Source organism: Variovorax sp. Varisp53 (assembly GCF_059491555.1).
Map to the genome: position 1 here is coordinate 5,178,492 of NZ_CP168512.1, position 12,984 is coordinate 5,191,475.

Consider the following 12,984-nt stretch of genomic DNA (forward strand, 5'->3'; position numbering starts at 1 on the left):
TTTGTACGAAACGCTCTGCGCCGACATATGCAGCGCCGTGCACTTGATATTCGCCAGCTGTCGGCTATGGAACTCCCGTGGATAGCCCTCTCCCCTCCCCTGATCTGTCCGAGCCTGATCCGCGCCTGTTTGTCGGCTCGATGGAAAAGGGCATGCGCGTGCTCGAGCTGTTTAACGAGCACCCCATGCCGCTGTCGATTGGCGACATCGCCGACCGGACGCAGATGGGGCGCAGCGCGGCGCAGCGCTATGTCTACACGCTGCACCAGCTCGGCTACCTGAACAAGGATGCGGAGTCGAAGAAGTACTTTCCCGCGCTGAAGCTGATCGGCCTGGTGCGCGGCATCCATCGCCATCGATCGCAAAGGGATCTGGCCTATCCGCTGCTGCAGGCGCTGGCCGCAGAAACACTGGAGACGGTGTCCTGGGTCGAGCTCGACGGTGAAGACGTGGTGGTGCTGCAGAACATTCCGGGAAGCCATATCACGGCCGTCAACCTGCCGGTCGGCAGCCGCTTTCCGGCACTCACGTCGTCGTCCGGCCAGGTGCTACTGTCGCATGCGCCCGAGACGCAGCTCTCGGCCATGCTCGACGCGCTGGCACCCGCCGTGCGCGCACGCTTCGGTACGCGCAGCCGTGCCGAGGTGCTCGCCATCTTCCGCAAGACGGCTGAAGACGGCTACTCGTTCACCGAAAAGAACTTCGCGGAGGATGGCGTGTCCGTCTCCGTTCCGGTCACCGACTCCGGCCGCATCGTGGCGGCCATCAATGTCTCGACCGTGCATGCGCGCTTTGATCTCAAGAAGGCGCGCCAGCTGATCCTGCCCAAGCTCGAGCAAGCGGCGCGCGAAGCGTCGATCTGAGCCCCCTGCCCTTTGCTTGCGCCGCGTCTTGCCGCGGCTGCCTGCGCTCGTCTGCTTGCCGGGCGAATGAGCGTATCTACGTATCCACGCCTTATTGACAAAGGCGTGACAAAGCCACATCCTTGCGTCAAATTAAATTGCAAATCAATTTCAATAATTGAATAGCAATTTCCATGTTGGGGCGCTTTCATCGGGAACGGGATGTCTCTGCAAAACAAACTTCTGGCGCAGGTCGCGATGGACGAGGTCGGTGACGAGACGATCGGCACTCTGCTGGCCCGTCGTGCGCGTCTCGATCCGGACGGAACCTATTGCACCTTCCAGGGCGAGCGCATCAGCCTTGGCCTGCTCGACCGCAAGGTCAACCAGGTCGCGACCATGCTCAAGGCGCAGGGGCTGGCGCGCGGCGACCGCGTCGCGGTCATGCTGCCCAGCCATCCGGAGCATCTCTACCTGATCTTCGCGCTGGCACGGCTGGGCATGGTGAGAGTGCCGATCAACGTGCACCTGATTGGCGCACAGCTGGAGCATCTGCTTACCGAACTCGAACCGAAGGCGCTCGTGGCCGACATCGCCTACAGACCCGCGCTCGATGGCATCGGGGCGCGCCTGCCGCCACTCATCTGGCGCAACGGAACGGATGGCGAATTCGACAGCTTCGCCTCTTGCGCCGAAGACGATGCGCCGCCTGTGGTGCACGCCGACGACGTCATTGCGCTGAGCCCCAGCTCGGGCACCACCGGCGCCTCCAAGGGCGTGCTGAAGACCGACCGCCATCTGCGTGCGGGCCCGACTGCGGTGCTGCGGCTGACCGAAGCCGGCCCGGGCGACATCTTCCTGTTCTGGGAGGCGCTGCACCATGGCTCGGGCGTGGCCGTGGCCATTGCGGCGCTGATCGGCGGCTTCCAGCTGGCGATGCTGGAGCGCTTCAGCGCATCGAGGTTCTGGGACGACGCGCGGCGGCACAGGGCCACGCACATCCACTACCTGGGCAGCGTGCTGCCGATGCTGCTGAAGCAACCGGCGCGCACGGACGACCGGCAGCACGGCGTGCGCATCGCCTGGGGCGGCGGCTGCCCTGCGCACGTCTGGCAGGCTTTCGTCGAGCGCTTCGGCGTTGCGATGCGAGAGGGCTACGGGCTGTCCGAGCTCATCACCTTCGTGACCGCGAACGTCGACGGTACGCCGGGCTCCATCGGCAAGCCGCTGTCCTGCTACGAGATCGTCCTGCTCGACGACGAAGGCCGGCTGGTGCCGGAAGGCGTCAAGGGCGAGATCGCGATACGCCCCAGGAACGCGTGCCTGGGCTTTCTCGGCTACTTCAGGAACCCCCAGGCCGATGCCAGCGCGCGCCGCGGCGATTTCTTCATGACCGGCGACCTCGCGCATGCCGACGCCCAGGGCAATCTGTTCTATGCCGGGCGCAAGAAGGACATGCTGCGCCGCAGGGGCGTCAACATCTCCGCGTGGGATGTGGAGCATGTCTTCGCGGAACACGAGGCCATCGCCGAGGTGGCGCTCGTAGGCGTGCCCAGCGAGCTCGGCGAGGACGAGTTGAAGCTCTTCGTGCGCGCGCGCGACAGCGTGCGGATCGACCCCATGGCGCTGATCCAGTGGTCGAGCCAGCGCCTGCCTTACTTCCAGATCCCGCGCTACGTCGAGTTCATCGACGCATTCCCGAAGACGCCCACGCAGAGGATCCAGAAGAAGGAACTCTCGCGCCACGTGGCTGGCGTGTGGGACCTCGACGCCACCGACTTCCGACCGGTCAGGCGCTGACGCACGCGAGTCACCTGCTTTTCCCTCGCTTCTCATTCATTCATTTGGAAGGAAAGACAACATGAACCGAACAGAACCCAGTTCATGGTGGCGAGCGGGCGCGGCGTGCGCGATGCTGTTGTTTGGCATGTGCGCCCAAGCCTCCACGCCATTCCCCGACAAACCGATCACCCTCGTCGTCGGCTTTCCCGCGGGCGGCGGCGTGGACGTGGTGGGCCGCACGATCGCCCAAGGCCTGTCGCTGAGGATCAAGACGCCGGTGGTCGTGGACAACAAGGCGGGCGCGTCAGGCGCCATCGCGGCGCAATCGGTGAAGAGGGCTGCGCCCGACGGGTACACGCTGCTCATGGCGCCCACCACCTCCTACGTCATGTCCGAAAAGATGATGGGCGCCGAGGCCGCCGGCTACGAAATCGCCAAGGACTTCAAGCCGGTCGCCACCGTCGGCGAGCTGCCACTGGTGATGCTCGCGTCGAAGCAAAGCGGGATCGCGTCGTACGCGGACCTGGGCGCGGCGGCCCGGAAGAACCCCGGCAAGCTGGCCTATGGCTCGTCCGGCAACGGCTCGACCGAGCACATCGTCACCGAGTGGTTCAGGCAGCAGGCTGGCATCGACCTGCTGCACGTGCCCTACAGGGGCTCGGCGCCCGCGATCGCCGATCTGTTCGCCGGGCAGATCCAGCTCATCGTGACCACCTCGCCCACGGCACTCACCAACCTCGCCACCGGCCGCGTGGCCGCAGTGGGCGTTGCTGCCGCGCAGCGCCTGCGTGTGATGCCCGACGTGCCGACCTTCGCGGAGCAGGGCCTGCCGCAGTTCGTTGCCTCCTCGGTGTATGCCGTGCTCGCGCCCAAGGGAACGCCCGAGCCGGTCGTCGCTGCGCTGAATACGGCCCTGAACGAGGCGCTGAATGACGAGGCGACCCAGCGCCGCTTCGCCCAGCTCGGCGTGCAGGTGGTGCACAGCACGCCGGCACAGGCGCGCGAGCTCCTCCAGAACGAATCGACCAAGTGGGAGCGCGTGGTGGAGCCGATCAGGGCCGCGGCGCGCTAAGCAGGAACGAATGCAGGAACCTTCCATGAACGACACACCTTCCCCGCCACGCTGCGTGACCCTCGACATCTCCGGCACGGTGGCGCGTATCACCCTCGATCGTCCGCAGGCGATGAATGCGTTCGACCGCGAGCAGCGCGAACTCTTCCGTGCGGCGCTGCTCGAGGCCGATGCGCACGACACCGTGCGCGCCATCGTCATCACCGGCCGCGGCAAGGCTTTCTGCGCAGGGCAGGACCAGTACGAGAGTGCCGCGATGGACGCGTCGGGCTCGGCCGCACGGATCGACAGCTACCTGGAGCTGTACGAGGTGTTCCGCGCATTGCGCAAGCCCGTGGTCGCGCGCATCAACGGCGTCGCGGCTGGCGCGGGACTGCAGATCGCGCTGATGTCGGACTTGCGCATCGCCTCGACGCAGGCGCGCTTCGGTATGACCGAGTTCAAGGTCGGCTCGGCGGCCATCGTCGGCAGCGCGCTGCTGTGGCCGATCCTCGGCGAGGCGGCCATGAAGCGGCTGGTGCTGCTGGCCGAGATCGTTCCGGCCGGTCCGGCGCTCGAGCTCGGGCTGGTGCATGAAGTGGTGGAGGACGAGCGCTTGGACGAGCGGGTGGCCGAGGTCTGCACGCTGATCGCCGGCTGGTCGCCGACCTCGGTGGCGATCACGAAGGCATGGTGGAAGGAGATGGGCGACGAGCTGTTCGCCAAGGCATGCGCCACGGCCCGGCGTGGGCATGCAGCCAATTTCGCGTCGGGGGCTTACTCCGAGGGAGCGAGGAAATTCACCTCGCGCAAGCAGGCCTGAGGTCTCGGAGATGCCCTCGGGGGGCCTTCTGCCTCGGCCACCGGCTTGCAGACGAAGCGTGTCACTCAGCGGCGTGGCTGCGCAGCCACACCGCGATCGCGCCAGTACTCCGGAAATCGTCGCAGGCGCGGGCCGGGACCGTGGGGTAGCGCTTGTTCCACATGCGCGCCAGCGCCTGGCCGGGGCCGATCTCCAGCACGCAGCGAACCTGTCGCGCCATGACGTTCTCCATGCATTCGTCCCAGCGGACGGTCATGGCAATCTGCATGGCCAGTGCGATCCGGGCAGACGCCGCATCGCGCACGCGGTCTGCCGCATTGCTGAATAGTGCAACCTGCGGCGCGCGGAACGGAACATCCGCGAGCGTGCGCGCGAAGCTGTCTGCCGCGTCACGCATCCACGGCGTGTGAGACGCCACGTTGACGCGCAAGCGCGTGCACTGAGCACCTTGGCGCAGGGCCATTTGTTCGGCGCGTGCCAATGCGGCCACAGGGCCACCGAGGATCACGCTGTCTTCGCCGTTGTGAATCGCAAGCGCGAGGCCCGTTTCCGTGCACAAGCCTTTGATTCCCAGGCTGGGAAGGCCGCTGACGGCCAACAGCCCGCCCGGGGTGCGCATCGCGCATTCATCCATGGCCTCGGCGCGCCGTTGCGCAAGCGCCATGGCCGATTCGGGGCTGATGACCCCGGCCGCGCTGAAGGCCGCCAATTCCCCGACGCTGTAGCCCGCGACGGCCGTCGGTGGCGTCACGAGGGGCGCGAGTTCTTTCCAGGCCGTCAGGGCAAGGCCCGTCAGCAGTGTCTGCGCGTTGGCGTTGCGCTCGGCCCAGCCCGGCTGCGCCAATGCGTCGCGCCAGTCGTCGACCCCAAGGCGAGAGCGCATGTCGCGCACGATGTCATCGTCTTCGTCGATCCACGGCAGCATCGCCTGATGCTGGTTGCCTTGCCCGGAAAACAGCAGCGCGAAGCTCATGAGACTCCGCACACGCGCACGATCCAGCAGGCGGCGGCGAGCGTGTCCGCCGCGCCGCCGGGCGACAGCCGCCGCGCCACGAATTCGCCGGCGATGGCTTGCGCTGCTTCGAGGCCGCCACGCTGCGCGGCGCCGCCCCGCGCCAGGAAATCTTGTGCCACGCGCTGCGCGTAGCGCAATCCGGGGAGGCCACCGCGATGCGCGAGGTTGCTGTCTTCCAGCACCGCCATGACGTGGAATAGCGTGTCGAGCCGGGCAAGTCGGGGCGTCAGGCCACGCGCCAATGCCGTCGCGAGCGCGGGCAGCGCCGTATCGAACAGCACCGGAAAGGCCAGCGCCGCCTCTTCGGAGGCGCTGCGAAGACCATGGCGTCTCGCGGCGACGCCGCCGGGCGAGACTGGGAGGGCGACGGCTGCGCTCGGCCAACGCGTCGCCCCAATGCAGGCGCAGTGCGTCGCGCAGCTGCTTTGGGCGCAAGACATCGCCGTGTTCACGTTGCGCGGCACCGGCAGCGGCGCACAGCAAGCCCAGCATGAAGATTGCGCCGCGATGCGTATTGATGCCGCCAGTAGCAGCGAACATGCGCGCCTCCGCGGCGATGCCGCAGCGCTCCAGCACGGTGAACGCTGCGCCGCCCGAGCCTGCCTCGGCGATCTGCACGAAGTAGTGACGCAGAGCGAACAAGCTGCGCATGAATGTGTGCGCATCCATGTCGTTGTGGCTGCCGCGGTCGATCAATGTCACCAGGCCCGGTTTGGGTGCGAGCGACAGTTCGTCATGCAACGCAAGTGTGGCGGCGCGTCCGATCGCCGCGGGTGTGAGCCGCGGCTGCGCTGGCACGTGGAGCGCAGAGGCTCTCATGCGGCCAGTTCCTCCAAGGCCGCACGCTCGCACCAAGTGATGTCGCGCTGCAGGCTCACGCTATCCAGGCGCTTGACCATCACCGCCTGCGTTCGCCCGGCTCGCCACTGCGCCCATTCGCGCCATGCGACTGCTGCGCCATCCCCGAACAGGAGCTCGCCGTCCAACCGAGGCCGTGCGCTGCTGAAAGACTGGAGCACGCGCGCAACCGCATCCGCGTGCGCTACACCTTCCACAGCGACGGACAGGTCGAGGTCGGACTCCGGCCGCGCATGGTCGAGGCCACTGATGGCCTGCCATCCGTAGCTGCCGAAGACGCGCGCTTTTGCCCCGCAGGCGTCGAGCGCACCGAGCAGATCGCGCACCGCGCGGCGTGCCGGCTGCGGTAACAGCCTGCGCACCTCGGCCAGGTGCGGGAACTCGTCGAAAAGAAGCACAGCCGTGCGCGGCACCTGCAGTGCCAGCCGACGGCGGCCCCAGAGCGCTGGCGCGGGTAGGCCCAGAGCGATCGATCCGTCGGTGGTGGCGTCGATGCTTTGGCGCGTTACCACCAGCGGCAGCTGATGCGTCGCCCAATGCGCCAGGCAGTCGAGCGCCTGACTGTCCCAGGACCGGCGCAGGATGGGAGCCCAGCCCGGCGCGGAGAGCCGGGCGAGTTGGTGGCGGCGCAGGGGGAACATGATGGCCATGCCGCCTTCAGGTCGCGTCCAGCACCCGCTGCACGACAGCGGCGGCAAGCCGGCGTCCACCGCGTTCAGCGCCATCCCGCGCGCGCAGATCTTCGTTCGGCGTATGCGCCAGTGCATCGCGCAGCGCGCCCTTCAGGTCGTCCTGCCATACGGAACGTACCCCGCCCATGGCCACGTAGTTCTGCACGCCCGGAGCGAACACCGGATTGGATTGCGACAGCAACTGCAGCTTCTCCTCCGGCAGCTTGGTGACGCGCGCCATCGCAGGAATGCGCATCACACGGATCTCCGCCTCCGGCAAGGCGTAACAGGCATCGGCGATCAGGCCCGACGTGATGAAGCCCCCGGACAGGGCCTGGTCGTAGACCAGCCCGATCACGCGGTGGCCACGGCGCCGCGCGAGATCGATGGCGGCGCCCAGATGCGCCATCGCACGGTTGATGCCGAGCAACTCGTCGCGCCTGCGCAGCTGCTGGCCTTGGGTGTCGATCAGCAGCAGGATCGGCCGGCCGACATGCTGAGTGATTGTGTCTAGCACCACGCGTGCCTGCGCGAGCGCGAGCTCGACCCCGATCGGCGCGTGATTGGTGGTGCCGATGACCGTGATCGGCTCGCCGTCGAACATCACCTCGCCCTGCAGGAAATCGCCGGCCGCGCGCATGCCGTGATAGGGACCGAAGAGTTGGGTGAGGAGGGAATTCCATTGCATGCGATGCTCCTGTGTCAGCGGGCGCGCAAGGCCCGTACGGCTTCCACCGGGAGGTCCGGGATCTGCTGCGCGTCGACGATGCCGAGCGCACGCCACAGCAGCGTGGCATCGTCACCGACGGTATCTGCGGCGGGCAGCGCGCGCAGGCGCCGGGTGAGCAGGTCATGCTCCTTCTCCAGCGCCTCCAGAGTCACCGGCTGTGCCTTGCCCAGTGCAGCGATCGCTGCCTCACGGAATGCCGCAACGTCATCCTCGACAAGCGCGTCGCAATCGCCCGTCAGCCAACGGTGCTTGCCGCCGGTGGTGCGCCAGACCAGAGCGCGGTCGCGCGAATCGAACTCCTCCACGCCGTGCGAGGCCTCGATCACCTCGGGGCCCGACATCGCCAGCCTGCCCACATCGCTCATCACGATGTGGTCAGCGCAACGTGCGACGATGCCCATGCCGCCGAAGCAGCCGTTGGCACCACCGATCAAGACGATCACGGGAATGCCGGCGCTGCGCACATCGAGCAGCGCACGCATCACTTCCGACACCGCGATCAGCCCCGCATTGGCCTCGTGCAGTCGCACGCCCCCGGATTCGGCCAGCAACAGCACGGCCGTCGGGCGGTCGCGCTGCGCGCGCCGCATGAGTCCCACCAGCTTGGCGCCATGCACCTCCCCTACTCCGCCGCCCATGAAGGCCCCCTCCTGCGCCGCGACGAACACGCGTCGGCCGTCCAGCGTGGCGCTGCCGACGACCACGCCGTCATCAAAGGCGCAGGGCACGCCAAGCTGTGCCAGGTGCGGGCTGGTGACTCGCTCGGCCGGTGGCAGCCACTCCCTGAAGCTGCCCGCATCGAGCAGTTGCGCCAGCCGCTCGCGCGCCGAGCACTCGGCATAGCTGATCATGGCCGACCTCCAGTGATCTCGGCTACAGCCTGGTCGAGGCGCAGGCTCACCACCGCGGGCGTGGCCCCCATGTCGTTGATTGAGACACGCACACCAGTCAGCGGATGGCGACCGTGAAAATCGTTCATCACGGCCTGCCAGATTGCACCGAAGCCGCGCGCCGATGTCTCCACGCGCACCTCGCAAACATGGCCGGGGACCGGCTCGAGCATCACCTCGAGATTGCCGGAGCCGACCACACCGACCAGCACCGGGGCAAAGGTGCCGGCCGGCCGGCCACCGGAAAAAGAAAAATCCAGGGTTTCAAGCCCTGCGGGAACGTCGCTCATCGTCGAATCTCCGGCTACCAGTTTCTGAAACGCTTGGGCGGCTGATACAGGCCGCCCGAGGCCCGCACCAGGTCGCGCATGCTGCGCGCAGCCAGCAGGTTGCGAGTGGCCTGGCGGGGATCGACGCCGAGATCCTGCGGCCGGCGAATCACGCCGCGGTCGCGCAGGTTCTCCACCATGCGCCGGTCGCGCGCCAAGCCCACGGCGGTATAGCCCGCCACGCCGCGAATCGCCTGCTCGCGCTCGGCGTCGCTGCGGCACAGCAACAAATTGGCGATGCCCTCTTCGGTCAGGATGTGCGAGACATCCTCGCCATAGATCATGATCGGCGGCAGCGCCATGCCGGCTCGCTCCTGCAGCGTCCAGGCATCGAGTCGCTCGACGAATGCCGGCTGCATGTGCTCGCGAAAGGTCTCGACCATCTGAACGACCAGCTTCTGTCCGCGCGGCGTGCCGGAGGCGCCGCCGCGTCCAGCGCGCGCTTCACGCCCAGCCTTGAGCCAGGCAGGACTCGCGTGCCGCCGTCCACGCGCATCCGCGCCCATGTTGGGCGCACCGCCGAAGCCGGCGATGCGGTCCAGCGTCGCCGTGGAGCTGTTGCCGTCGAGGTCGATTTGCAGGGTCGAGCCGATGAACATGTCGCATGCATAGTGACCGGCTGCCTGGCAGAAGGCGCGGTTGCTGCGCAGGCTGCCATCGGGGCCGGTGAAGAACACGTCGGAGCGCGCCCGGATGTATTCCTCCATGCCCAGCTCGGAGCCGAAGGAATGCACCGATTCGACCCAGCCCGCCTCGATGGCGGGGATCAGCGCAGGATGGGGATTCAGCGCCCAGTGCCTGCCGATCTTTCCCTTCAGACCCAGCGATTCGCCGTAGGTAGGGAGCAGCAACTCGATGGCCGCGGTGTCGAAGCCGATGCCATGGTTCAAGCGCTGCACGCCGTACTCGGCGTAGATGCCCTTGATCGCCATCATGGCCATCAATATCTGGACTTCGCTGATCTGCGCCGGGTCGCGGGTGAACAGCGGCTCGATGAAGTTGGGCTTCGGGGCCTTCACCACGAAGTGGACCCAGTCGGCGGGAATGTCGACGCGCGGCAGTGTCGCAGTCTTGCCGTCGACCCATTCGTTCACCTGCGCAATCACGATGCCACCCGAGAATGCCGTGGCCTCGACGATCGCGGGGGTGTCCTCGGTGTTGGGGCCGGTGTAGAGATTGCCCTGAGCGTCGGCAGCGTGCGCCGCAACCAGTGCGACCTTGGGGGTCAGGTCCACGAAGTAGCGTGAGAACAACTCGAGGTAGGTGTGAATGGCACCGATCTCGATGCGCCCGCCGGACACCAACTTGGCCAGGCGCGCTCCCTGCGGACCTGAGAAGCTGAGATCGAGCCGCGCGGCAATGCCGTTCTCGAAGATGTCCAGGTGCTCCGGCAGCGCCAGCACCGACTGCACCATATGCAGACCATGCACACGTCGAGGGTCGACCTTCACCAGCGCCTGCGCAAGAAAGTCCGCCTGCTTCTGGTTGTTGCCTTCGAGGCAGACGCGATCGCCAGGTGAGAGCACCGCCTCGAGCAGCGTGCCAACGGCGTCGGTGTCGACACGTTTGCCGGCGAGCTGTGATCCCAGCGCCTCAGCCGCACGCGCCAGCCGGGCGGCGCGATCCTGCGTCTTCGAATTCCAGTTGAAACGGTCCATGGGTGTGTATCAGCCCATCAGGGCTTTGGTGGTGAAGAACAGCACGGACGGTCCCATCAGGCAGCCGAGTCCGGTGTGAAAGGTCGCGATCAGCGCGCCATAGGGCACCAACTTGCGGTCGGTGGCGGCAAGTCCCGCAGACACGCCGCTGACGGTGCCCGCCAGCCCTCCGAAAACCATCGCCGAGCGCGGTGTCTTCAGGGCAAGGAAGCGCGCCGCCATCGGTGTGCCGACCATGACGATGATCGCCTTGACCAAGCCGGTGGCGATGCTCAACGCCATCACGTCCGGCGTCGCGCCGATGGCGGCGCCCGTGACCGGACCGACGATATAGGTGATCGCACCCGCGCCGATGGTCGTCATGCTCACCGGGTCCGAATAGCCGAATGCGTACGCGATGCTGGCTCCCACGATGAATGGAAGGATGGTGCCCAGCATCAGCGAGACTGCGCCGATCAGCCCGGCCTTGCGTGCCTCGGTGGCCTGCACCTCGAAGGCCGTGGCCACGATGGCGAAATCGCGCAGCATGGCACCTCCCATCAGGCCGATGCCACCGAAGAGGGAGAGGTCCGCCAGACCCTTGTGGCCGCCGGTGCGAAGACCTCCCCAATAGGCCAAGGCCAGACCGATGACGATGGCGATGGCTGAACCGTGCACGCGGCCAAAGGTCAGGTGCTTGGAGATCTGGCCAGAGATCAGGACGATCAGACCGACCACCGCGAAAGCGGTGACGAGCCCGTTGTGTTCCGCAGCCTTTTCTAGGATCTCGAACATGATCTTTACTCCGCGTCGGTGAGCAAGGGGTTGTCGTGCAGCGTGGGCTGCGAAGCGGGAGCCTCGGATCGACGTTCGGTTCGGTTGATCGCTGCGATCACGATGGCGCAGACCGCCACAGCTGCCAGTGCCGACAGCAGGGCCACAGGGCCGCCACGCAGAGCAGCCACCATGTCCTGCTGCGCGGCCATGGCCACGACGACCGGGATGTACATCGCTCCCCAATACTCCACGCCGAGCTCAGTCAGCTTGGGGAGCTTGTCGTGTTTCTGCATGTAGAGGCGCGCAAAGATCAGCAAAAGCATCGCGATGCCGACACCCCCGACGTTGGTCTTGACGCCGAGCGCCTGCCCCAACAAGTCGCCGATGAAGATTCCGAGCAGGTGGCAGACAGCCAGCAGCGCGGTTCCGAAGATGATCATTGGTTTTGTCTCCTGGGGTTGTACTCCCGCGATGGCGGGGTTTCTTCCCTGGAGACGTACGGTATCGGCGTGCTCACGCCCGATCAATTAATGACCGGGCATGATGATTACGCTCGGCGAAACGATTGAAGGCTGATCTTTGTCAGCAAGAAGTCAGGCTAGGTCCGGACCGGCCGTGCGGCACACGGCCAGCAAGGCGAGCAGATTGGGATCGCGTTCGCGCGTGCGCAGGAAGTTGAGTGCGATGGTCTGTCGCATGAGAAATCGCGCCTGCAACGGGATCAATTGCACCCTCTGCGGCATGATCCCGCGCACCCGTCCCGGCAGCAGCGTGTAGCCCATGCCACCGCTCACCAGATTCATCAGCGAGAAGATGTCGCCGGTTTTCATTACCACGTTCGGCGTGAAGCCGGCCACGCGGAAAGCATCGAGAAATCCGGTGTAGGTGATGAAGCCTTCCTTGAGCGTCACAAAGCGCTCGTCGGCACAGGCACTCAGGTCCACTTCCTTCAATTCCGCATAGCGTGAGCCTACGGGTGCCGCAAACAGGATGTCGTCCTCGAAAAGCGCTTGTGACTCAATGTCGGAGGCTTCCTCGGGAATCGCCATCAACGAGGCATCGATTGCTCCGTCGCGAAGACTCTGCAGCAAGTCGGCATTGGAGCCAAGCAAGAGTTCGGTCTGCAGCTCGGGCTTGCGCAACTTCATGGCCATCACAAGTGTCGGCACCACACGACTGGTCAATGAATAGAGCGAGCCGATGCGGATGCGGTCTGCCGAGTACCCGGCCACCTCGCGCGTGGAGCGGATGCCCTGCGCCATTGTGCGCAGCACCTCGCGCGCCACCTCTGCCAGCGCATGTGCAGCCTCGGTGGGATGCAGGCTACGTCCTTCGTGCCGGAACAGCGCACATCGCACGCCCGCTTCGAGCGAGTGCAGGCCGCGGTGCACGCTCACGGTACTGGTGTCCAGTCGCTCGGCGGCTCGTGCCAAGTTACCAGTCTCCATGAAGGCCAGCAGGATTTCGAGCTTGCGGAATGTGATCTCTTCGTCGACGTGGAGGTTCATGATCGGCTTGCAGGTGCGCGTGAATCGTACGGCAGCTGCGCAGCCCTCGCCTACAGGCGCATCTGCGGGCT

13 protein-coding genes and 1 pseudogene are annotated in these 12,984 nt (G+C 66.3%); 4 read left to right on the forward strand and 10 right to left on the reverse strand.

The window, feature by feature from the left end; genetic code table 11:
- Positions 1-77 precede the first annotated feature (77 nt).
- From ACEOAB_RS24280 to ACEOAB_RS24295, 4 genes are all read left to right on the forward strand, one after another.
- Complete coding sequence (locus tag ACEOAB_RS24280) at positions 78-863, forward strand: IclR family transcriptional regulator (protein ID WP_413747691.1); 786 nt, start codon at positions 78-80, stop codon at positions 861-863.
- A 201-nt stretch (positions 864-1,064) separates the two neighbouring features.
- Positions 1,065-2,642 (forward strand): AMP-binding protein, encoded by a 1,578-nt coding sequence (locus tag ACEOAB_RS24285; protein ID WP_413747690.1) that lies wholly within the window; start codon positions 1,065-1,067, stop codon positions 2,640-2,642.
- Between the two features lie 61 nt (positions 2,643-2,703).
- Positions 2,704-3,696 carry a Bug family tripartite tricarboxylate transporter substrate binding protein gene (locus ACEOAB_RS24290; protein ID WP_413747689.1) on the forward strand — a complete coding sequence of 331 codons (993 nt, stop codon included), beginning with the start codon at positions 2,704-2,706 and terminating at the stop codon, positions 3,694-3,696.
- A gap of 25 nt (positions 3,697-3,721) precedes the next feature.
- Positions 3,722-4,498, forward strand: coding sequence for an enoyl-CoA hydratase/isomerase family protein (locus ACEOAB_RS24295; protein ID WP_413747688.1), 777 nt, complete (start codon positions 3,722-3,724; stop codon positions 4,496-4,498).
- Positions 4,499-4,559: 61 nt separating this feature from the next.
- Here the strand turns inward: ACEOAB_RS24295 and ACEOAB_RS24300 are convergent, their stop codons facing one another.
- The 10 genes and pseudogenes from ACEOAB_RS24300 to ACEOAB_RS24345 all read right to left on the reverse strand — a co-directional run bounded on the left by ACEOAB_RS24300 (position 4,560) and on the right by ACEOAB_RS24345 (position 12,913).
- Positions 4,560-5,471 (reverse strand): ACP S-malonyltransferase, encoded by a 912-nt coding sequence (locus tag ACEOAB_RS24300; protein WP_413747687.1) that lies wholly within the window; start codon positions 5,469-5,471, stop codon positions 4,560-4,562.
- Positions 5,468-6,332 (reverse strand): annotated as a pseudogene (locus ACEOAB_RS24305) (triphosphoribosyl-dephospho-CoA synthase). The gene ACEOAB_RS24300 and the pseudogene ACEOAB_RS24305 overlap by 4 nt, the downstream one beginning before the upstream one ends.
- The gene (gene mdcG / locus ACEOAB_RS24310; protein WP_413747685.1) at positions 6,329-7,021 is read right to left on the reverse strand and encodes a malonate decarboxylase holo-[acyl-carrier-protein] synthase; all 693 of its coding nucleotides are present in this window, start codon (positions 7,019-7,021) and stop codon (positions 6,329-6,331) included. Before mdcG ends, ACEOAB_RS24305 begins: the two are co-directional and overlap by 4 nt.
- A gap of 7 nt (positions 7,022-7,028) precedes the next feature.
- Entirely contained in the window at positions 7,029-7,730 is a 702-nt protein-coding gene (gene mdcE / locus ACEOAB_RS24315; protein WP_413747684.1) for a biotin-independent malonate decarboxylase subunit gamma, read from the reverse strand.
- A 14-nt stretch (positions 7,731-7,744) separates the two neighbouring features.
- Entirely contained in the window at positions 7,745-8,623 is an 879-nt protein-coding gene (locus tag ACEOAB_RS24320; RefSeq protein WP_413747683.1) for a biotin-independent malonate decarboxylase subunit beta, read from the reverse strand.
- Positions 8,620-8,952, reverse strand: a complete 333-nt coding sequence (gene mdcC / locus ACEOAB_RS24325) for a malonate decarboxylase acyl carrier protein (protein ID WP_413747682.1) — start codon at positions 8,950-8,952, stop codon at positions 8,620-8,622. Before mdcC ends, ACEOAB_RS24320 begins: the two co-directional genes overlap by 4 nt.
- Before the next feature lie 14 nt (positions 8,953-8,966).
- Positions 8,967-10,649, reverse strand: a complete 1,683-nt coding sequence (mdcA, locus tag ACEOAB_RS24330) for a malonate decarboxylase subunit alpha (RefSeq protein ID WP_413747681.1) — start codon at positions 10,647-10,649, stop codon at positions 8,967-8,969.
- Between the two features lie 9 nt (positions 10,650-10,658).
- A complete protein-coding gene (gene madM / locus ACEOAB_RS24335; protein ID WP_413747680.1) occupies positions 10,659-11,423 on the reverse strand; it encodes a malonate transporter subunit MadM in 765 nt (254 codons plus the stop codon).
- 5 nt (positions 11,424-11,428) lie between these two features.
- Positions 11,429-11,845 carry a malonate transporter subunit MadL gene (gene madL / locus ACEOAB_RS24340; protein WP_413747679.1) on the reverse strand — a complete coding sequence of 139 codons (417 nt, stop codon included), beginning with the start codon at positions 11,843-11,845 and terminating at the stop codon, positions 11,429-11,431.
- Positions 11,846-11,998: 153 nt separating this feature from the next.
- Complete coding sequence (locus ACEOAB_RS24345) at positions 11,999-12,913, reverse strand: LysR family transcriptional regulator (RefSeq protein ID WP_413747678.1); 915 nt, start codon at positions 12,911-12,913, stop codon at positions 11,999-12,001.
- Positions 12,914-12,984: the final 71 nt, after the last annotated feature.